Genomic DNA, 21,371 nt, shown 5'->3' on the forward strand with positions numbered 1-21,371 from the left:
ATATTTAAAATATATCGATAATGAAAATCATAAACAATAAGCCGACTATAAAGGAATATGTAGCATTCCTCTCATTTCCATCTCCATGACTCTCAGGTATTAATTCTTTATAGATAATGAAAAGCATGGCTCCTGCTGCAAAGGCAAGACCATAAGGCACAAGTGCATCTAGATAAGAAGTTAGGTAGTACCCTAATAGAGAAGTGATAATTTCAATAGCCCCGGTCAAGGTTGAGATGATAAAAGCTTTAACCTTATTTATTTTTTGATTGATTAAAAATAAGGCAACTAATAGTCCTTCAGGTGCATTTTGAAACCCAATAGCAAATGCGATTAGATTCCCAGTTTCTCCATGGTTTGATGCATAACTTACTCCAACAGAGAGGCCTTCTGGAATATTATGCAAGGTAATAGCCGCGATAATTAACAATGCCTTTTCATCAAATTTAAGTCCACTTTTTGAATGCTGTAAATCTATATGTGGGATATTTTTTTCCATTATAGTTAAGACAAAAACACCGAGAATAATTCCAATAGCTAACGGAATAAAACCATCGTAGCTTAAAGCTTCAGGAATAAGCCCCATCGTAGAAGCAGCCATCATAACACCTGCTGTAAAGGCTAACAAAACATCCCGAAACCGGTGTGTAACATTTTGACTCATAAACAGGATAATCATAGCCCCAAAACCTGTTGATAAGGCTGATAAAATGCTTCCAATCAATACTTCCTTCATAGCACTTGTTCCTTTCCTTCATTTCGACAATTATTTATTGAACTTTCATATTTGAACGTATGGGTGTGATTTATATCATTGTCTATATCTTTATATTTCTTATAGTATAATAAACAGTTTATTTTCAATTTCTTAATTTTACTCCATCAAAATGAATGACATTTCTGTATGAGAATTTTGGACATCCATGGAATGCATCTATTCTACTACACTTCTTTACTAAACGATACATATTTCCATCTTTACATCATGTGTTACTAGCGTATTAAGTGAAACCCTTTTGGATCACAACATCACTATATAGCATATTTTAAGGGTCAAAATGGTTACAAATTTTTAACAAAGTATGAAAATACTCTCAAATGTTCATAGATTGTTAACCCTTTATTTTAATCGTTTGTACTATGCTTATATTACGATACATATATCGTAATAAAAGCATTTTCAATTATATGATGAAGGCTTTTGCTTTCAAATATATCTACCCATAGAGGAGGTCTAGTATTCATGCACATTGTCGTCTGTGTCAAGCAAGTACCAGATACCAAAATTATTAAAATTAATCCCAAAACGAACACTCTTGACCGCCGTAGTGCACCAGCCATTTTAAATCCATATGATGCACATGCTGTACAAGAGGCTGTAAGACTAAAAAAACTACATGGTGGTACGGTATCTGTTTTATCAATGGGTCCACCACAGGCAACAGAAGTCATAAAAAAAAGTATTGAGATTGGCGCTGATGAAGGCTATCTTATTTCAGACCGTGCATTTGCAGGGGCAGATACTCTTGCTACAAGCTACGCACTTTCGAAGGCATTAGAAAGAATAGCGAAGGATAAACCAATTGATATGGTTATTTGTGGTAAACATGCCATTGATGGTGATACAGGTCAAGTAGGTCCTGGAATTGCTAGACGTCTCGACATTCCTCCAGTAACAAATGTGATTGAAGTTTCAGAAGTAAATGTTAAAAATAAAAAAGTTCAAATAAAGAGGAAACTTACAAATGGATATGAAGTCATTGAAACTCAATTACCATGCTTGTTAACAGTCGAAAAAGAAATCAATGAAATTGAATACTCTCCTATGCCGAATATGATTAATGCAGCAAGATATGAGTCCATAGTTTGGACGGTAGGAGATCTTGAAAATGTAGACCGTGTCCAACTAGGCTTAAAGGGCTCACCAACTATTGTAGGAAAAATGTTTACTCCTCCTAAGCCTGAAGGTGGTAAAAGATTAGAAGGTAATTCTACAGAACAGGTCAAACAGCTTATGGATCTGTTAATGGAGAAAAAAGAACTGTTTACGACAAGTGCAACAAATTAATATTCAATAGAATTTATTGATATAGGAGGGTCCTCTATGAATCTGGAAGAATACCAAGGGGTATGGGTATTCATTGAACAAAATGAAGGGGAAATTGAAGGCGTATCATTGGAGTTATTGGGAGCAGGAAGAAAATTAGCCGATAAGTTAGAGGTTCCTTTAGCGGGTGTGTTGCTCGGTGATGGAATTCGCCAATTAGCCAATCAAGTAATCTATTATGGTGCAGATGAAGTGTATATCATTGACCATCCGGTTTTAAAGGACTATCGAACAGAGTCATATATGAAGGGTGTCATTTTATTAGCTGAAAAGTATAAGCCAGAAATCTTTTTATATGGAGCAACACCAAATGGAAAAGATTTGGCCAGTGCTGTTGCTACAGATTTAAGTACGGGATTAACAGCTGATACGACAATGCTTGATATTGATCTTGAAAACCGGTTGTTCGAAGCAAGCCGGCCAGCTTTTGGCGGCAATATTATGGCAACCATTCTTTGTAAAAAACATCGTCCACAAATGGCGACAGTACGACCAAAAGTGATGAAAGCTCTTGAACCTGACCAGAGCCGTCAGGGGAAAATAATGGAAGAAACCATTTCTTTAAAAGAAGAAGAAATGCGTACAAAAGTGCTACAGATTGTGAAAGATGTATCAAATACAGCAAATCTTGCCGATGCACATGTTATTGTTTGTGGTGGTAAAGGTATGGGGGATTATCAAAATTTCCAACTAATTCATGAATTTGCCAAAACCATTGGTGCCAGTGTTGGTGGTTCAAGAGATGTAGTTGAAGCAGGATGGTTACCACACTCACTACAAATCGGTCAAACAGGAGAAACCGTAACACCTAAAGTATTTTTTGCTATTGGTATTTCTGGTGCTATCCAACATGTAGTTGGAATGAAGAATTCAGAAATTATCATTGCAATCAATAAAGATCCCAATGCACCTATTTTTGATGTAGCAACCTACGGTATTGTGGGAGATGCAATGGAAATTTTACCTAAATTAATAGAGCAATTTAAACAGGTACTTAAAACTTCAGGTGGTGAATTGAGCTATGTCTGAAAAATTTGATGTAATTGTTGTGGGAGCTGGACCAGCTGGAACGGCATGTGCCTTAACATGTGCAAAAAGTGGTTTAAAGGTACTATTAATTGAACGCGGTGAATATCCTGGTAGTAAAAACGTAATGGGTGGGGTCTTATATCGAAAGCAGATGGAAGAACTTATTCCAGAATTTTGGAAGGAAGCTCCTTTAGAAAGACCTGTTATTGAACAACGTTTTTGGATGATGGATAAAGAGTCAGTTGTCCAATTCGGATACAAAGGTCTAGAGTGGGGAGAAGAATCTTCCTATAATAACTTTACTGTACTTAGAGCACAATTTGATCAATGGTTTGCTCAAAAAGCTGTAGAGGCAGGCGCTTTATTAATTAATGAAACGGTTGTCTTGGAATGTATTGTGGAAAATGGAAAAGTAGTGGGAGTACGTACTGATCGACCAGATGGTGAAATATACGCTGATGTGGTGGTACTAGCAGATGGTGTTAACTCGTTATTAGGAAAACAACTAGGTTTCCATAAGGAGTTCCGTCCAGATGAAGTAGCATTAACAGTAATGGAGGTTATTAATCTCCCTAAGGATAAAATTAATGAACGATTTAATCTTTCCGATAATCAAGGCTGTACGATTGAAATTTTTGGTGATTCCACAAAGGGGAATTTAGGAACAGCTTTCCTTTACACGAATAAAGATAGCTTAAATATTGGGGTTGGAACAACTCTTTCAAGTATGATCAAGGCCAAATTAAAGCCATATGATTTATTAGATCATTTAAAAAACCATCCGATGGTAAAACCTTTACTTGAAGGTGGAGAATCTGCAGAATATTTAGCTCATCTAATCCCAGAAGGAGGATATCGTTCCGTACCAAAAGTAGCTGGAAACGGTGTCGTGTTAGTTGGGGATGCTGCTCAGCTTGTTAATGCGATTCACCGAGAGGGTTCAAACATGGCGATGTCTTCTGGGAAAATGGCTGCAGAAGCAATTATTGAAGCAAAACACCGCAATGATTTTAGTGAATCCAGTTTAAATGTTTATCGAGAAAAGTTATATGATAGCTTTATTATAAAGGATCTTGAAAAGTATAAGGATGCGGCTCATACGTTTGAAAAGTATCCTCAATATTTTAAAGAATATGTTCCAATGATGAATAAGGCTATGAGTAAGTTCTTTACCGTTGATGGTACCCCAAAACGTGATAAGCAAAAAGAAATAATGCGCAGTATCACAAAAGAAAGAGGTACTATTAATGTTATTAAAGATATGTATCGCGCATGGAAGGCGGTGAAATAATGTCTACAAAAACACTAGAAGAAAAACAGTATTTGATTCGTTTTAAGTGTGATACCAAGTCACATTTAACTGTCTTAGATCATGATGTTTGTATGACACAATGTCCCGATAAACTTTGCACGGTATTTTGCCCAGCTGAGGTTTATAAATGGGAAGGCTCCAGAATGCAAGTAGGTTATGAAGGCTGCCACGAATGTGGAAGCTGCCGTATCGGCTGTCCTTATCAAAATATCAAATGGGAATATCCAAAGGGTGGGCATGGAATCGTCTTTAGGTTAGCTTAATTTATCCCCCTATTATCAAATAAAGTTGCTGATGTATCCGCGTCAGTAGCTTTTTTTTTTGACTTAAAGCCTGTCCAAAAAATTGCTATTCGTTTTATAAGGAGGATTATTATTGAATTCGGTGTTAACTGCATATGTATATTTTTTCACATAAGGGAATAAAAAGAGTGAAGCTAAAAGAGGAATTCGTAGCGGAAGGGTCTAACTAATTCTTTCTATATATTTAGATGAGATAATAGAATCATCTCTGCCATATGTTTCAAGTTCATTTGACATTTCAAGTGCTTCGTCGATACTATTAACAAATTTAGAAATTAATAATGGGTTACTCCAAGTATATGAACCCTCCAAATCCGTTGGAAAAAGGTAAACCTGCCAGTGATAAGTTTCTTCTGATTCAGGTTTTACTTTTGCTTGTAAGGCAACTAACCAATGTGTAGCTTGAAAAGACTTAGTATACGACGGTATTAATTCTAGTGCAGCTTGATCATTTACTCCAATCGGTATTAAAGATTTTGGATAAAAATCCCGATAATCAGGTTGGTTCATTTTAAAACCTCCTATAAATATAGTACCCTCTAAGCTTATTATATGCGAGCCTTTAATGATTTTTATCTTATATTTGTTAAAATTTTTTGACTATTTTGTCATCAGGGAATCATCTTCTATTGTGACGTGAATCACAACATCTAACCTTTTATCTGTTTATACTTAAAATGTAATAATGCAGAAGGGAGTTATGTGTTATGGAAGGTTGTATGAGTTCATTTGGGGGCATGAGCCAGGGCTCTCTTTGTGAAGGATTGGCTCAGCTGAAAAGCGAGCATACTCCATTATTAAGTAAGTTAGAAGGACTTTTTGAGCTGACGCAAAAGATAGAACTTGAAGATCATATAGACGTAACATTTCAGCAATTAATTAATGATGTTAAGGTTTTTATTACTGAATTGGATCCACATTCTCAAAGAGAAGAAGGGGTACTTTTTGAAATGATGGAAAAATACATTGGCCGAAACGGTGGACCAATCGCGGTTATGGAATATGAGCATGATCAAGCCAAAAACTATATAGGAACATTTTTAGAAAAAACGAGTCTAAGTTCAACTTTTTCTATAGATGACCAGAAAATATTTGCTGACTTAATTAAAAATGCTTATTTTACACTTACACAGCATTTTGCAAAAGAAGAAAATGTACTTTTCCCTATGGCAGAGAGAATGCTCTCAGATGAAGAAAAGGAAGAACTCCTTATAAAAATAAGAGAAATTTAATCTAATATATAAAAGGGTATATCAAAGGCTTTTTTTGGTATACTCTTTTTTTTTACAAAACAATAAAATTATCGTGTTCTTTGCTTGGAATCTTAATATAATTTAGATAATTACTTTTAGAAAAGTAAAATTAGGCAACGATACAACCCACGTAATTAAAAAATGAAGAAAAGTTAAAGGAGGAAAGCAGATGGTGAATGAAATCATCCAACAGCGCCCCTAACAGGGGCGTTGTATCTGAGCCGCCAAAAGCGGAGGTTAAGAAATAAATGAAAAAATATGTATTTGTAGTTGGTTTTTCAGAATTTGCTTCAAGAATGAACTTTATGGCTTTATCGGTACTATTATTATCATTTCAAAATGCGGAATGGTATTTGATGGCTTTTTTCCTCGTTAGACAAATTGGAGGAATCATAACCAGCTTTATAGCAGGTAGTTTTATAGACAGAGTGGACAGAAGAAAACTAATGATTTTGACCGACGGAATCAATGTTTTATCCGTCCTACTTCCTATTTTTTATTATCATCCAATTTCAATTTGTATGGCTGCGTTTATTCTTGGATGTACAAATCAACTTTTTTATATTAGTTACTCAGCTTCTATTCCTGATATGTTTGGACATTTAGAAGCACCAAAAATAAATGCTTTAATTGTTAGAGTTGGATCTATTGTAAGTATTTGTGGATTTATAATAGGTGGTTGGACTACTGAGTTTTTTGGACACAAGCCTGTCATCTTATTCGATAGCTTAACATTTTTGATAGCAGCTATTTATTTGGTATCCTTACGGTGGGATTCAGTTCCAAAAATTCAAGAACATTTTGGCGATCGAAAAAAGTTGTTTTCTGTCATGAAGAAAGGCCCCGTCGCTATAATTGTTGTTACTAGCTTATTTTATACATTTGCAGTTTCAGCAAATAATTATTCCTTACCCTTTTTAGCAAGCACATTCAAGCTAGAAGCCTTGACTAATGGATTGTTTTGGGCAACTGCTTCCGCAGGAATGTTGGTTGGAACAATATTGATCAATAAGAAGGATAGTTTCATTCGATATTGTCTATTTTTGTTCTTTTTTTCAGCAGCAATGATTCTCGTATTTAGAGAAACAAGTCAAGAGTGGATTCTGATATTTTTATTCGTATCTGGGGTCTTCGAAGGGCTATCTCAGGTTACGGTTAATACCATTTTACAAAAAACGTCTGTTCATGAACGGGGAAAAGCGTTTTCCTTACAAGGGCTATTTTCAAGAATAGGATTCTTTGTTGGATTCTTAATTTGTCCACTTATCGTTCAACATACATCCCTGGCTATTAATGTTAATTTACTAAATGGTGCCTTAATGGTTTGGATAAGTCTTATTCTAATTTATGTTTTTTTAGGAAATAGGCATAGAGAAATTAGAAGAATGAATTAAAACTGGGTAACAAGTGTTTATTTTTTATTCAAAGGTATTCTTAAAAGTGCTACTTTTAATGAATGCCTTTTTTCTATGTTTTCTTTTAAGAGGAACATGCTATTTTGAACCTTACAGTAGTATCAAAAATTGACAAGGCATTTTTTATTCACTATAATAACTTTGAATTCAAGATAAATGGAATCATAGTTATAAAATTGCTATTTAAAGGAATGAAACGAAATGACTAATGACTCTACTCAGTCTTTAAAGCTTTTTATTGTTCTATCCAGAGCTTACAAAGCGATAAATGAACAAGTGAATAAATTAATACAATCTAAAGGATTAAATCCAACCGAATTTGCTGTTCTAGAGTTACTTTATCATAAAGGAGACCAACCACTTCAGCAAATTGGCGGTAAAATTTTATTAGCTAGCGGCAGCATCACTTATGTGGTAGATAAATTAGAAGAAAAGGGATTACTTACAAGAGTAGCCTGTCCTAAGGATCGAAGAGTAACATATGCACAAATAACAGAAGAGGGTAAGAAATTTATTGGTGATATGTTTCCTGATCATGAACAACGAATCCATGATCTGATGTCTAGTTTAACCGCTGATGAAAAAGAAACCGCAATTGAACTATTAAAAAAACTTGGTTTATCTGTAGGAAAGTATTAACAGTCCTTTATAAGGACTGTTTTTTTTTATCTAAATAGAGGATTTTTCTATTAGAGTATCGAAATAGTTATAGAATTTTTATAATAGATAAAAAGGGGGATTCATCATGAAATTTGAAGAATATACATACACAAGACCTAATATGGAAGAAGTAAAAGCTTCCTTTCATATTTCTCTTGAACAGTTTAAGACAGCAGATGATATCGAAAAACAAAATGATGCCATGAAAAAGATAAATGAGATTAGAGGACATCTTGGTACGATGTTTAATCTTTGCTCAATTCGTCATTCCGTTGATACAAATGATGAATTCTATAAAGCTGAACAAGATTATATGGATGAAATTGCACCAGTGGTTGAGGGTCTCATTTCTGAGTATTATGAAGCATTAGTATCTTCACCTTTCCGTGCTGAATTAGAAGAAAAATGGGGTCGCCAGCTATTTGATTTGGCAGAAGGACAATTAAAAACTTTCCATCCTGATATTATTCCATTACTTCAAAAGGAAAATAAATTATCGACTGAATATACAAAGCTAGTAGCATCTGCCAAAATCCAATTTGAGGGAGAAGAAAGAACTTTAGCTCAATTAGATCCATTTACTGAATCTAAGGATCGTGAAATGAGAAAGTTAGCTAGTGAAACCAAGTTTGGATTTTTCAATGAAAATGAAGAGGAATTCGACCGAATTTATGATGAGTTAGTTAAGGTACGAACAGAGATTGCTCAAAAACTTGGCTATAAAAACTTTGTAGAATTAGGCTATTATCGAATGAGCCGCACGGATTATAATGCTGAAATGGTTGCTAATTTCCGTAATCAGGTAAAGGAATTTATCGTTCCTATTGCAACCGAGTTAAAAGAGCGTCAACGTCAACGTATCGGTGTTGACAAGTTAAAGTATTACGATGAAGGCTTTAAATTTGAAAGTGGGAATGCTACTCCAAAGGGAAGCCCTGAATGGATCATTGAAAATGGTCAAAAGATGTACGAAGAGCTTTCAAAAGAAACAGGTGAGTTTTTCAGCTTTATGCAAGAAAATAATCTGATGGATCTTGTTGCAAAGAAAGGTAAAGCGGGTGGTGGCTATTGTACTTACATCGATGAGTATAAGGCTCCATTTATTTTCTCTAACTTCAATGGGACCTCTGGAGATATTGATGTTTTAACTCATGAAGCAGGTCATGCTTTCCAAGTTTATTCAAGTCGTCATTTTGAGATTCCTGAATATAATTGGCCAACATTCGAAGCTTGTGAAATTCATTCCATGAGTATGGAATTCTTTACTTGGCCATGGATGGACCTTTTCTTCAAGGAAGATACTGATAAATACAAATTTGCACATTTAAGTGGTGCATTATTGTTCTTACCATATGGTGTTTCTGTTGATGAATTCCAGCATTGGGTTTATGAAAATCCAGAAGCTACACCAAAAGAAAGAAAGCAGGCTTGGCGTGAAATTGAGAAAAAATATTCACCACATAAAGATTATGATGGAAATGAGTATTTAGAAAACGGTGGTTTCTGGCAACGACAAGGTCATATCTATAACTCACCATTCTATTATATCGACTACACACTTGCTCAAATTTGTGCGTTCCAATTCTGGAAAAAATCGCGTGAAGATCAAGAATCGGCTTGGAAAGACTATCATCACCTTTGCCAGCTAGGGGGTAGCTTATCCTTTACTAAATTAGCGGAGGAAGCAGGATTGATCTCTCCATTCCAAGATGGATGTGTGGAATCAGTTGTTGGTGAAATCGAAAACTGGTTAAATTCAGTTGACGATCAAAAACTATAAATAAAAAGCCCAGTGAATTGATTCACTGGGTTCTTTAATTGGAAAAGGTTATACCTCAACAACAATTTGACCATCACTTAGTTTTACTGTGACGTTCTTCATATCGGGATTATCAAGTAAGGTATCTGCAATTTTATCTTCTAATTGTTCCTGAATCACTCGACGTAATGGTCGGGCACCAAATGAAGGGTGATTGCCAAGTTCAGCGATTTTTTCTTTAACATCGGCTGTCACTAACAATGTAACATTTTGCTCTCTAAGTGTTTCTGACAGATCTTCAATCATTAAATCAACAATCGCTAGAAGATGTTTCTTTTCAAGCGATTTGAATTCTATAATATTATCAAAGCGATTTAAGAATTCAGGTTTAAAATAATGACTAAGTGAGTCAAGTATACTTGCTTCTGAGTAGGTTTCGTTTTGTCCAAAGCCAACCGTTATATTTTTAACTCCAACACCTGCATTACTTGTCATGACAATGACTGTATCCTTAAAGCTTACCGTTCTGCCTTGGCTATCTGTTAAACGGCCATCTTCAAGTATTTGAAGGAACATATGTTGAACATCTGGATGAGCCTTCTCAATTTCGTCTAAAAGAATAATTGAGTAAGGATTTCTACGAACTTTTTCCGTTAGTTGTCCAGATTCCTCGTGACCGACATAGCCTGGAGGTGAACCGATTAATTTAGAGACACTATGCTTTTCCATCAACTCACTCATGTCTAGACGAATCATGGCATCCTTTGACCCAAATAACTCTTTGGCTAGGGTTTTCGTTAATTCTGTTTTACCCACTCCAGTTGGTCCAACAAATAAGAAGGAACCAATTGGACGTGTTTTGGATTTTAAACCTGCGCGGCTTCTGCGAACTGCCTTTGCAATCTTTTTAACTGCCTCTTCTTGACCAATTACTTTTTTACCTAAATTCTCTTCTAGGTTTTTCATTTTCTTATTTTCATCTAATTGCAGTTTACCAACTGGAATACCAGTCTTCTTTTGTACAATTTCAGCAATGAGTGCCGCTTCAACAGTTGCTGTATTGGAAGGTTGTGTTTCTTGTAATGCATTTTCTAGCTTTGTTTCTTCGTCTCGGAGTTTTGCAGCCTTTTCATAATCTTCTCTTTGTAAAGCTTGTTCTTTTTCATTGTGTATCTCTTTTAATCGATTCTCAATATGAGAAATATCTGTTTCGCTAAAGGAAAGATTGATTTTAGAACCTGCTTCATCTAATAAATCGATTGCTTTATCCGGAAGAAAGCGATCTTGAATATAACGATGTGATAAGGTAACACACGCCTTAATAGCATCCTCTGTATATTTTACTTCATGATACTTTTCATACTTTCCTTGAATTCCTTTTAAAATTTCAATTGCTTGTTCAGGTGTCGGCTCTTGTACTTGGATTGGTTGGAATCTTCTCTCAAGAGCAGGGTCTTTTTCTATCTTTCGGTATTCTTTTAATGTCGTTGCTCCAACTACCTGCAGTTCTCCACGCGCTAGAGCTGGTTTTAAAATATTCCCAGCATCCATTGAACCTTCAGCAGAGCCTGCCCCAACTATTAAGTGAATTTCATCAATAAATAAGATAATATTTTTATGATGTTGGAGTTCTGTAATTAACTGCTTCATTCTTTCTTCAAATTGACCCCGGATACCTGTATTCGCGACTAAAGATGCTACATCCAATAAATAGACACTTTTATTTAATAGTTTATTTGGAACGGAACCTTCCGCTATTTTTAAAGCTAATCCTTCTGCAATAGCTGTTTTCCCAACACCGGGTTCTCCGATTAAAACGGGATTATTTTTATTACGGCGATTTAGGGTCTCAATGACACGATTAATTTCTTCTTCACGGCCAATAACAGGATCGATTAAACCAGCTTTTGCCATATGAGTCAAATCACGGCCAAATTGATTTAAAAAGCTATTTCCATTTGAAGCAGTCTTATTTTGAGGATCTTCATATGTCATTTCATGATGATTGAAATAAGAAGGTGACTGTATATTCTTGAAAAAGAAATCTTCAAAAGGAAAATGAGAAGAAGATTTACCTTTTAAGCCATTTGGTGTTGGCATTTTTTCATTTTGTTTTTGATAACATTCCTGACAAAGACGGTAGCTTTGTTTGTGTCCATTGACATTCAAATGAATCTGATATTTTGCACTTTTTTCTTGGCAATTTTGACACATCATTTTTCCATTCCTCCCAATGATTTCAAATGTTTAGAGAAATATATTAAAAATAAAATTATAAATTTTAGATAGGTTAAAAGAAGATCAAAATGGTTTGACTTATTTTGACCTTTGTAACCATAGTATAATTTGACCTATTTTGACTTTCAAGTATTTTGCACAGGGAATGAAAGGAAATTTTATTTGAACCAAAAGAGCTCGTCATTGTTTGTCCTTTTCTTCATATACATAAAAGGAAGGAGGAGATGCAGTGAAAACGAATTGGGGAGCTGCCTGTCAAATTGCAGCTGTATATGTAGGTACTGTGGTGGGTGCCGGCTTTGCAACTGGAAGAGAGATTGTAGAGTTTTTTTCCCGATTTGGCTTTTTTGGTTTTATTAGTATATTAATGAGTGGCTACTTACTCATATTCTTAGGGTCTAAATTAATGAGAACAGCTGCCATAATCGGTGCAAAATCTTATCAGGAATTTAATGAATATTTGTTTGGTAAATATATAGGAATGTTCATAAATGTTTTAATGTTATTTATGCTTCTTGGAGTTTGTGCAGTGATGCTATCAGGGGCAGGTGCTATATTTCAAGAACAGCTAGGTATAAATAAAATGATAGGAATCATTGTAACTATAGCCCTTTCTTTTATTGTCATGCTTGTTGGAATTAAGGGGATATTTGCAGTTAATACGTTTGTTGTTCCAATGATGATATCGTTTAGCGTACTGTTAATGATTTTATCTATAAAAATGCCTAACTTTATCGAGAACTTTCTTTTTATACCTTTTGTGGAAGATGGATGGAAGACAGTAATTACTCCGTTTTCATATTCTGCCTTAAATTTAGGGTTAGCTCAAGCAGTATTGGTTCCAGTTGCCTCAGAAATTAAAGATGATCGAACTATTCGCTGGGGAGGGATACTTGGCGGGATAGCATTAACATTAATATTAATATCAAGTCATATCACACTTGTTATGCTTCCGAATCTTGAATCCTATGAAATTCCGATGGCTGTCATAATGAAAAACATTGCTTCAGGTCTTTATTGGATTTTTATCCTCATTATTTATGGTGAGATATTCACCTCCGTGATTGGCAATGTCTTTGGATTAGAGCGTCAGTTAAAACGATATATCGCAATGCCAAGTATTGTAATCGTATGTTTTATATTTATGGTTACTTATTTTATTAGTTTAGTCGATTATAGTACTTTACTCTCTTATTTATATCCGTTATTTGGCTATATCAGCTTGCTATTTTTTATACTATTGTGGATGAAACCATTGCCAAAATAAAAAACGTTGGATAAAGAGAATTTTACTCTTTATCCAGCGTTTTTATTTGTTTCTTTCATAATAGTCTTTGCCATTTGTAACAGCGCATCTCGGTAGTCTTCTTGTTTTTTGTTAAAAATGGTTAGCTTCATTTGTAAGTCTTCATTATTAACTAAATAGGATGTCACGATGTCTTCCTCATTAGCAGCCTCTAAAATAATGGTATCTTTGAAAAATTCATCATCCACAGGTGTTTGAGTTTTAATCGTTTGAGAAACAGCTTTTAATTGTGAGCTGGTTTCTTCCTTAACTAAATTCCAATCTACGTCATCAGGCAATAATTCAATTCTCATAAAAATAGAATCATTTTTACTTACATAAAGGATATCTTTGTACGGTTCTTCCGCAGCTAATTCAAAATCAGGTAAAACATAGATAGAATAGTTTTGATTATCACTATATTTTAGGAATGCAGTGTCCTTTTCCTCCTGACCATTTTTTTGATAAACAAGATTTTGCTCCAATATACGGATATGTTCTTCAGAAACATCATTAGTACTCTGTCCACTTTGAGAGGTTGAAGAATCTTTTAGAGTCACTTTATTTTTTGCTCCGTTGGTTTGAGTCAAATCATCTTGACTGGTAGTCCCACATCCAGAGACCATTAAAATAAAAATGGTAGATAATAAAAATGATGGTATGTAAAATTTCATAATAGGTTCCTCCCAATTTAACTATGAAGTAATTCTACAAAATTTGACGAAAAAAATGGGAAAGTGTTACATCGTTTTGAAAATTTTCTAGTGGAAAAATAAAAAATATAAATAAATCGAATATTAAATGAGAAACAATTACGAGTGGTAAACTTCTTTTCCATGCATATAAGAATCCCCAGAAGATTCCAGACAATAGAGCTGCAAATACTAAAATCCATTCACCTGTGTATATATTAATCGATGCATTCATGAAGGATGAAATAAGAATACTGCTCCAAAATCCAGTTTGTAACAATCGTTTTTGGATAAAACCTCTCCAAAATATTTCTTCCCCTGGTACAGCAATTAATAGTAATGAGATAAAATGCCAAAATAACGTTGGGGAAAATAAATCATATAATCTTACTATTTGATCCTGGACAGGGATTTTTATTAAATTAAGAACTTGATTACCTAAAAAAAATAGAACAAATAGGAGGAATCCTGAAATCATACCATAGGTCAAATAACCCCGTATCGAAACTGCATCATCTACTTCTTCTTTTATAATGGAATAACTTATTAATATAAGCATACTTGCCGTAAACATGTACCAGAAAACTTGATGGTGCTTAGATATGAAGAAGAAAAGAAGATGAGCAAGCAAAAATCCGATTACAAGACGGATATCAAGCATGCTTTTTTTCATTGAAAAATGACTCCTTATTTCTATCAACTTATTTTAACAAAAAAATACAAAGGATATGTAAAAAGGAAAATAAACTAATTCTAATAAAAAGGATAAAAAATGATTATGCTATGACTGTTTACTAATCTTCGTCTTCAGTAAGTAAAGATATTGTTAGCGAAGTCCACATGTGTCATTCACATCATTAGTAAATAAGATTCTAGATAACAGGAAAGGAGTATGGTTAAATGACTAGAGCAAAAAGAGAGAAGGAAAGAGCTTGGACTGTCCGTAAACAAGACCAAAATCCTCACGGTAAAGTAAATTCTTTTAAAGAACTTGCAAATGGAGCAAATCCTGAAAAAGAATAATCCTTAATATGCTGACAGTGAGTTTTTTCCTGTCGGCATTGTTTTTTTCCTATTTTATCATTTATATTAGGCATACTACTTATATATATACCCGATATTAATAGAAACAAACATTTTTCTAATGTAGTTTTCAAAAATAATAGGATCTAGAACTATGAAGAGGTAAAAAATAAACAAGCATATGAATATGCTTGTTTAGGTTTCTCTTTAAATAGCTTTTTCTTTAATAATTTTATAGTTTTTATGGTTAACAACTGTCCGTTGGTCAAGTTCCAAATCACGATAATTATCCATATAAGTGAGATCAACGATGACAGAGTTTTCGTTTACTTTCTCTACAATACCTTGTAAGCCCTCTCTAAATTCGATGACATTACCAACTTCTGCTTTTTTCAACCATTTCCTCTCCTTTACACGCCAATTGCAATATTATCAGTTTGCACTAAAATGTTCCTTTCGTAAAGAATTTTCAATCATTTTGGAAAAAATACAAACATTAATATTCAAAAATTTGTCAAAGTTTTAGATTATTTTAACATAAAAAACAAATGAATTAAACTAATTTATCAGAAAATTATAAATTGATATTTTTGTCTATTCCTTCATCGATTTTTAAAAAAATATGATAATCTACTATATATGAATAAATGTAGGTGATAAAGGTGAATGCGGATTTAATTAATGAACGGCTAGATCAATTAAAAAATGGTGTAATAAACGAATATTATGTCTCCAAAGAGGATTTTTTAGTTTTCCGTAAAGTTCTTGTGAAAAGAGAGGACTTTAAACATTTTCGTGGTATTGCTCAACGAGGTGGTGCAGCAGTTTATCACTATCTAGAAGTTCCTCGAAGCTAAAAAGCTACCATATGGTAGCTTTTTTTATAGAATGGTTGGTAACATGATTGAAACATAATGTAAAATTTGCTCTACTTTTATCCTAACTTGGAAATTTTTAGTTGATGAAAGTTTCTTGGATAATATTTCTTATATCTGTGTAAGCATTTTACTGACAAAGGATTGGTAGACCTTTATAGTCTTTACCATTTTTTGGACCATGAATTGAAATATTACAACTGCTAGTCTAGTAGTAGAGCGAAACAACTACTAGGAGGTAATTATAAATGAAAAAACTAAAGAAACTAGTAATTGCAGCTGGATTAATTCTATCAATGTCAGCATTTACTGCAAATCACTATACAGAAGCAGCAACAACTACTCATAAAGTCCAATCTGGTGAGACTTACTGGAAAATTGCAGTTAAGTATGGAATTCCTGTTAAAACATTAATGAAGTCAAATAACACAAATAGCTCCTATTTATTAGCTGGACAAAACCTGATCATTCCAAGTTCTACTATTTCTGCAGCAGACAAAGATTTAATGGCACGTTTAGTCCGTGCAGAAGCAGTCGGGGAACCTTATGCAGGTAAAGTGGCAGTAGCTACTGTTATTTTAAATCGTGTATCTAGCCCTAATTTCCCAAACTCTATTAGATCTGTTATTTATCAAATCTCAAACGGACATTATGCGTTCACACCAGTGCAAAATGGACAGATCAATCAGCCTGCCGATGCTGCTTCTAAGAGAGCTGTCAATGAAGCTTTAGCTTTTAGAGGACAAGGTAGTGGCTCATTATTCTTTTACAATCCAAAAACAGCAGTTAGTCAATGGATTTTTTCCCGTGAAGTAACAGTAACTATCGGAAATCATCGCTTTGCAAAATAATAGGTGAAATGATTTTCCTGTAAAGAATATAGTATAATGATGAATAGGTTTTTTTAAGTATATTTTTTGTTGGAGGACGGTTAATAACCGTCCTTTTCCATATTTTAAGAGAAGGTGACATGATGAGTTTTAAAGGGAAAACAGTCATTATAACAGGTGGAGCAAACGGTATTGGCAGGTCAATTGTAAGACAATTTGCTGAATTAAATGCAAATATAGTGATAGCAGATATAAACGAGGAGAATGGTAATAAACTCAAAAACGAACTGAAAAAAAAGCAGAAGATAGTTGAGTTTAAAAAAACGAATGTGAAAAATTTAGACGAAATTAAAGATCTAATGACGTTTACATACGAATTATTTGGAAGTATTGATATCTTAATTAACAATGCTGGAATATCAAAATTTCACTCCTTCTGGGAAATGACAAGTGAAATCTGGGATGATGTGATGGACACAAATTTAAAAGGATATTTTTTCTGTTCTTTAGAAGCAGCTAAACTTATGAAGAAAAATGGAGGGAAGATTGTAAACATAGCCTCTACTAGAGCATTTATGTCAGAACCCAATACTGAGGCTTATAGTGCATCAAAGGGAGGTATTGTGGCTTTAACTCATGCACTAGCCAACACATTAAGCCCTCACGCCATAACAGTGAATTGCATTAGTCCAGGTTGGATTGAAACCGTAAATTATGATGAACTTAAACCAATCGATCACTCTCAACATTTATCAAATCGTGTAGGTAAACCAGACGATATCGCAAGAGCTTGTATTTTTTTATGTGATGCTAAAAATGATTTTGTGAATGGTGAAAATATCACGATTGATGGAGGAATGACAAAAAAGATGATATATGAAGAATGAAAGTCGTAATTAATATCTGATACGAAAGTTCTAGGCCGAAGGATATGTTCATATATTGTTAAAGATTTATGAACTTTTAATCCAAGGAGTGATAAAATGGGAATTCGATTGATTAAAATTTCGGTTGTTTATTTTGCCATTGGAATTTTACTTGGTTATTACATGTCCGTTTCTCATTCGTATGATTTAACTCCAGTTCATGTCCATATCAATCTTTTAGGTTGGACGGCTTTAACTTTAGCAGGAATCATTTATCATCTATTTCCTTCATTAACTAATAATCGTTTGGCAACCGTCCATTTTTGGCTTCATAATATTGGGTTGCCCATTATGATGTTATCCCTTGCTACCCTAGTTACAACACAAAACGAAGCTATTCTGCCTGGAATAGCAGTTGGTGCAACTTTAACAGTTCTTGGTGTTCTCTCATTTGTATGGAATGTTCTTAAAAATATAAAAGAATAAAGGTAAAGATTGCGGTTTTTTGAGTAGTCCGTTTGGTTGCCTCGAAGAAATGCTAATTCGCTTGAAATAATAATTAAATTAACAATAAAAAAGCCGTCGATTTCAAATTTGGAATCACGGCTATTTTCTTTGGCTAGAACATAGGTGTATATTATGAAAAATTGAACATACTCGAACAGTTCTAATTATTATCTAGTTAACAAGTCACTTTGGAAAAGTTATCGGACACAGGGTTCGTTATGTGTGTCAATTACGCTAATTTGGAGGTATTATAGGACACAGAGTACGCTAGTGGCTTATTATCTAGCTGAAATGACCATCTTTTACCTCGATAACGGAACGTGTGTCCTATAAGGGAAAGAAAACCTTATTTTTTATAAATAGCGGATTGTAGGTCCGATAAATGTTTTCTCTAATTTTTAAAGGACACAGAGTACGTTATTTTTAAGTTATTAGTTCATCATTCCCTCTCATCCAAACGGGATAGTTTTTGAGCCAGCATTTTTAATATTTTATCATTTGCGTTTTATTCTTTTTGTAAATTCTTTAAGTTCCTCTATGACTTCATTCTTAGTTTCCGAATCTTCCCTACCTATTAACCCATAAATAAAAGATGAACCTTCTTGTTTTTTCCAAACAAGGTTTCCTAAAATTCTAATTGGTTTATCATTTATTCTAAATGAAATTTCTATTAAGAATTTTTTCTCATTTACTGGTAGATCATAAAGAGTTTTGATTCTTAGGCCATTTGGACTTACATCTAAAACTTGTGCTAGTCCTTGGCTGGATTCTTTTCTATGATCATTTATTTTAAATATTTTTAAACTAGCTGAAATAGGAGCTTGAAAGTGAAATCTAAATGGTTCTTCTCTTTTATATATCATATGTACCACCAATACATTTTTAATGAAAAAATTTTAGCATAAATATATTATTTTGATTTCATATCTTATTTAAAAAATTTGAACGTTCTATGAACAATCAAAATCAATTTTTTACATTTCTTATAGTAAATTGGGAAGAATAAAATCGTTTCCATCTATGTTACCAATTTCATTTTTCGCGTTAGTTGACTAAAAAGATCTTTTTGATTACCTTAGAAACTAGAAATAGGATTTATTTCCTTCATATTTATTAGCATCAAATTAACATTCCAAACAATAAAGGAGCTTGATTTTTTATGGTAGAAAAGCAATTTAAAGTGACAGCAGAAACTGGTATTCATGCTAGACCAGCCACATTACTAGTACAAACAGCAAGTAAATTTGATTCTGAAGTATTTTTAGAATTTAAAGATAAAAAAGTGAATCTCAAATCCATTATGGGAGTTATGTCTCTTGGTGTGGGGCAGGGTGCTGAGATCAAAATCTCTGCAGAAGGTTCCGATGAAGTAGAAGCTGTAAATAGCCTTGAGGAAACTTTGAAAAAAGAAGGATTGGCTGAATAATGACATTTTTAAACGGAATCGCAGCTTCAAATGGAATTGCCATTGCTAAGGCATATAAGTTAGTCGAACCAGACTTAACATTTTCGAAAACTACAGTTAGCAATCCAGAAGAAGAGGTTTCTCGTTTTAGAGATGCATTAGCTGTTTCTAAAAATGAACTTGAGCAAATTCGTGATCGAGCAGAAACGGATTTAGGTAGAGATAAAGCAGCAATTTTTGAGGCACATCTACTTGTATTAAGTGATCCTGAATTAATTAAACCAATCGAAGATAAAATAGTATCAGAACAGGTAAACGTAGAACATGCCTTGAAAGAAACAGCTGATATGTTTATTACCATGTTTGAACAAATGGATAACGATTATATGAAGGAAAGGGCCGCAGATATTCGTGATGTGACAAAGCGTGTTCTTGCTCATTTATTAAAAGTGCAAATGGTTAATCCTAGTCTGATTGCAGAAGAAGTTGTCATCATTGCAGAGGACCTTACACCTTCAGATACAGCACAACTTAATCGTGACTATGTAAAAGGTTTTACGACAGATATTGGTGGAAGAACATCACATTCAGCTATTATGGCCCGTTCAATGGAGATTCCTGCGGTGGTGGGAACAAAGAAAGCCACAGAATCCATTCAAAATGGGGATTTGATTATTGTGGATGGTTTGAAAGGTGAAGTACATATAAATCCAACCCCAGAAGTTGTTAATCAATATGAACAAATACATGCTGATTACCAAAAACAAAAAGAAGAGTGGGCAAAATTAGTTAATGAGAAAACCTTAACAAAAGATGGCCACCAAATTGAACTTGCTGCCAATATCGGCACTCCAAAAGATTTAAAAGGTGTAATTGAAAATGGCGGTGAAGCTATCGGGCTGTACCGTACGGAGTTTCTTTATATGGGAAGAGACCAACTTCCTACAGAGGAAGAACAATATAAAGCATATAGAGAAGTATTAGAAGGAATGCATGGCAAACCCGTTGTAGTAAGAACTTTAGATATTGGTGGAGATAAGGAACTTCCTTATCTAGATTTACCTAAAGAGCTTAATCCGTTTTTGGGTTTTCGGGCAATTCGTCTTTGCCTAGAGGAACAAGAAATTTTTCGTACTCAGTTAAGAGCACTTTTAAGAGCAAGTATCTATGGGAATCTAAAAATTATGTTTCCGATGATTGCAACTTTAGATGAATTCCGTCAAGGTAAAGCCATACTTGAAGAAGAAAAACAGAATTTAATTCAAAAAGGTGAAAAAGTAGCGGATCATATAGAATTAGGGATCATGGTCGAAATTCCTTCCACGGCAGTGTTAGCGAATCAATTTGCTAAAGAAGTAGATTTCTTTAGTATTGGTACGAATGATTTAATTCAATATACGATGGCAGCAGATCGTATGAACGAACGTGTGTCCTATCTATACCAACCATATAATCCTGCCATTTTAAGACTCATTAAAATGGTCATTGATGCAGCACATTCAGAAGGAAAATGGGCAGGGATGTGTGGTGAAATGGCTGGGGATGAGGTTGCTATTCCAATCTTGGTAGGGCTTGGATTAGATGAATTTTCCATGAGTGCGACTAGTATTTTAAAAGCACGTTCACTGGTCCGCCATTTTACTAAGTCTGAAGCAGAAGAATTAGCAAGGAAAGTCATTCAAATGAGTACTACTGAAGAAGTCATCGCGGCTGTTCATGAAATTACAAAAAACAAAAATTAATGTTTGAATTTTAGAAATAAGGGGTAAATAACTCTTATCAACTGGTAAGGTTTGTGGTAAACCATTTTCTT

23 protein-coding genes are annotated in these 21,371 nt (G+C 34.1%); 16 read left to right on the forward strand and 7 right to left on the reverse strand.

The window, feature by feature from the left end; all coding sequences use genetic code 11:
* Positions 1-4 precede the first annotated feature (4 nt).
* Positions 5-736, reverse strand: coding sequence for a ZIP family metal transporter (locus ACSBPO_RS06715; RefSeq protein ID WP_442599279.1), 732 nt, complete (start codon positions 734-736; stop codon positions 5-7).
* A 507-nt stretch (positions 737-1,243) separates the two neighbouring features.
* On the opposite strand from ACSBPO_RS06715, the gene ACSBPO_RS06720 reads away from it, so the two are divergent.
* Genes ACSBPO_RS06720 through ACSBPO_RS06735 form a run of 4 tightly spaced genes read left to right on the forward strand, consistent with a single transcriptional unit; the run spans position 1,244 to position 4,711 of the window.
* On the forward strand, positions 1,244-2,068 hold the full coding sequence (locus ACSBPO_RS06720) for an electron transfer flavoprotein subunit beta/FixA family protein (RefSeq protein ID WP_442599280.1): 825 nt from the start codon (positions 1,244-1,246) through the stop codon (positions 2,066-2,068).
* Positions 2,069-2,104: 36 nt separating this feature from the next.
* Positions 2,105-3,136, forward strand: coding sequence for an electron transfer flavoprotein subunit alpha/FixB family protein (locus ACSBPO_RS06725; RefSeq protein WP_442599281.1), 1,032 nt, complete (start codon positions 2,105-2,107; stop codon positions 3,134-3,136).
* Positions 3,129-4,427, forward strand: coding sequence for an FAD-dependent oxidoreductase (locus tag ACSBPO_RS06730; protein ID WP_442599282.1), 1,299 nt, complete (start codon positions 3,129-3,131; stop codon positions 4,425-4,427). Before ACSBPO_RS06725 ends, ACSBPO_RS06730 begins: the two co-directional genes overlap by 8 nt.
* Positions 4,427-4,711 carry a ferredoxin family protein gene (locus ACSBPO_RS06735; protein ID WP_442599283.1) on the forward strand — a complete coding sequence of 95 codons (285 nt, stop codon included), beginning with the start codon at positions 4,427-4,429 and terminating at the stop codon, positions 4,709-4,711. The genes ACSBPO_RS06730 and ACSBPO_RS06735 overlap by 1 nt, the downstream gene beginning before the upstream one ends.
* A gap of 201 nt (positions 4,712-4,912) precedes the next feature.
* Here ACSBPO_RS06735 and ACSBPO_RS06740 read toward each other — a convergent pair whose 3' ends face one another.
* On the reverse strand, positions 4,913-5,260 hold the full coding sequence (locus ACSBPO_RS06740; protein WP_442599284.1) for a hypothetical protein: 348 nt from the start codon (positions 5,258-5,260) through the stop codon (positions 4,913-4,915).
* Positions 5,261-5,457: 197 nt separating this feature from the next.
* Here ACSBPO_RS06740 and ACSBPO_RS06745 point away from each other — a divergent pair, with 197 nt between their 5' ends.
* The 4 genes from ACSBPO_RS06745 (at position 5,458) to ACSBPO_RS06760 (ending at position 9,858) form a co-directional block, all read left to right on the forward strand.
* The gene (locus tag ACSBPO_RS06745) at positions 5,458-5,982 is read left to right on the forward strand and encodes a hemerythrin domain-containing protein (RefSeq protein WP_442599285.1); all 525 of its coding nucleotides are present in this window, start codon (positions 5,458-5,460) and stop codon (positions 5,980-5,982) included.
* A 269-nt stretch (positions 5,983-6,251) separates the two neighbouring features.
* The gene (locus ACSBPO_RS06750; RefSeq protein WP_442599286.1) at positions 6,252-7,397 is read left to right on the forward strand and encodes an MFS transporter; all 1,146 of its coding nucleotides are present in this window, start codon (positions 6,252-6,254) and stop codon (positions 7,395-7,397) included.
* 222 nt (positions 7,398-7,619) lie between these two features.
* Positions 7,620-8,057: a MarR family winged helix-turn-helix transcriptional regulator gene (locus ACSBPO_RS06755; protein ID WP_442599287.1), complete on the forward strand. Its 438-nt coding sequence runs from the start codon at positions 7,620-7,622 to the stop codon at positions 8,055-8,057.
* A 106-nt stretch (positions 8,058-8,163) separates the two neighbouring features.
* Positions 8,164-9,858, forward strand: a complete 1,695-nt coding sequence (locus ACSBPO_RS06760; RefSeq protein WP_442599288.1) for a M3 family oligoendopeptidase — start codon at positions 8,164-8,166, stop codon at positions 9,856-9,858.
* Between the two features lie 48 nt (positions 9,859-9,906).
* On the opposite strand, the gene ACSBPO_RS06765 is transcribed toward ACSBPO_RS06760, so the two are convergent.
* Entirely contained in the window at positions 9,907-12,054 is a 2,148-nt protein-coding gene (locus ACSBPO_RS06765) for an AAA family ATPase (RefSeq protein ID WP_442599289.1), read from the reverse strand.
* A gap of 250 nt (positions 12,055-12,304) precedes the next feature.
* Between ACSBPO_RS06765 and ACSBPO_RS06770 the strand changes: the two genes are divergently transcribed.
* Positions 12,305-13,342 (forward strand): YkvI family membrane protein, encoded by a 1,038-nt coding sequence (locus ACSBPO_RS06770; protein ID WP_442599290.1) that lies wholly within the window; start codon positions 12,305-12,307, stop codon positions 13,340-13,342.
* Between the two features lie 29 nt (positions 13,343-13,371).
* Here ACSBPO_RS06770 and ACSBPO_RS06775 read toward each other — a convergent pair whose 3' ends face one another.
* Entirely contained in the window at positions 13,372-14,034 is a 663-nt protein-coding gene (locus ACSBPO_RS06775) for a hypothetical protein (RefSeq protein WP_442599291.1), read from the reverse strand.
* A 34-nt stretch (positions 14,035-14,068) separates the two neighbouring features.
* Complete coding sequence (locus ACSBPO_RS06780) at positions 14,069-14,725, reverse strand: CPBP family intramembrane glutamic endopeptidase (RefSeq protein WP_442599292.1); 657 nt, start codon at positions 14,723-14,725, stop codon at positions 14,069-14,071.
* A 227-nt stretch (positions 14,726-14,952) separates the two neighbouring features.
* Here ACSBPO_RS06780 and ACSBPO_RS06785 point away from each other — a divergent pair, with 227 nt between their 5' ends.
* Entirely contained in the window at positions 14,953-15,075 is a 123-nt protein-coding gene (locus tag ACSBPO_RS06785; RefSeq protein WP_442599293.1) for a DUF6254 family protein, read from the forward strand.
* Positions 15,076-15,282: 207 nt separating this feature from the next.
* Here the strand turns inward: ACSBPO_RS06785 and ACSBPO_RS06790 are convergent, their stop codons facing one another.
* Entirely contained in the window at positions 15,283-15,471 is a 189-nt protein-coding gene (locus tag ACSBPO_RS06790) for a YkvS family protein (RefSeq protein ID WP_442599294.1), read from the reverse strand.
* A 266-nt stretch (positions 15,472-15,737) separates the two neighbouring features.
* Between ACSBPO_RS06790 and ACSBPO_RS06795 the strand changes: the two genes are divergently transcribed.
* The 4 genes from ACSBPO_RS06795 to ACSBPO_RS06810 all read left to right on the forward strand — a co-directional run bounded on the left by ACSBPO_RS06795 (position 15,738) and on the right by ACSBPO_RS06810 (position 18,132).
* Positions 15,738-15,932, forward strand: coding sequence for a hypothetical protein (locus ACSBPO_RS06795; protein ID WP_442599295.1), 195 nt, complete (start codon positions 15,738-15,740; stop codon positions 15,930-15,932).
* Positions 15,933-16,198: 266 nt separating this feature from the next.
* Positions 16,199-16,801, forward strand: coding sequence for a cell wall hydrolase (locus ACSBPO_RS06800; protein WP_442599296.1), 603 nt, complete (start codon positions 16,199-16,201; stop codon positions 16,799-16,801).
* Positions 16,802-16,923: 122 nt separating this feature from the next.
* The gene (locus ACSBPO_RS06805) at positions 16,924-17,667 is read left to right on the forward strand and encodes an SDR family NAD(P)-dependent oxidoreductase (protein ID WP_442600327.1); all 744 of its coding nucleotides are present in this window, start codon (positions 16,924-16,926) and stop codon (positions 17,665-17,667) included.
* Positions 17,668-17,763: 96 nt separating this feature from the next.
* Positions 17,764-18,132 (forward strand): cbb3-type cytochrome c oxidase subunit I, encoded by a 369-nt coding sequence (locus ACSBPO_RS06810; protein WP_442599297.1) that lies wholly within the window; start codon positions 17,764-17,766, stop codon positions 18,130-18,132.
* Positions 18,133-18,647: 515 nt separating this feature from the next.
* Here the strand turns inward: ACSBPO_RS06810 and ACSBPO_RS06815 are convergent.
* The gene (locus ACSBPO_RS06815) at positions 18,648-19,016 is read right to left on the reverse strand and encodes a PilZ domain-containing protein (RefSeq protein ID WP_442599298.1); all 369 of its coding nucleotides are present in this window, start codon (positions 19,014-19,016) and stop codon (positions 18,648-18,650) included.
* Positions 19,017-19,312: 296 nt separating this feature from the next.
* Between ACSBPO_RS06815 and ACSBPO_RS06820 the strand changes: the two genes are divergently transcribed.
* Both ACSBPO_RS06820 and ptsP read left to right on the forward strand, forming a co-directional pair.
* Complete coding sequence (locus ACSBPO_RS06820; RefSeq protein ID WP_442599299.1) at positions 19,313-19,579, forward strand: phosphocarrier protein HPr; 267 nt, start codon at positions 19,313-19,315, stop codon at positions 19,577-19,579.
* Positions 19,579-21,300 carry a phosphoenolpyruvate--protein phosphotransferase gene (gene ptsP / locus ACSBPO_RS06825; protein WP_442599300.1) on the forward strand — a complete coding sequence of 574 codons (1,722 nt, stop codon included), beginning with the start codon at positions 19,579-19,581 and terminating at the stop codon, positions 21,298-21,300. Before ACSBPO_RS06820 ends, ptsP begins: the two co-directional genes overlap by 1 nt.
* Positions 21,301-21,371 lie beyond the last annotated feature (71 nt).

It is taken from the genome of Neobacillus sp. D3-1R, from assembly GCF_052180215.1.
Lineage (GTDB): Bacteria > Bacillota > Bacilli > Bacillales > Cytobacillaceae > Pseudoneobacillus.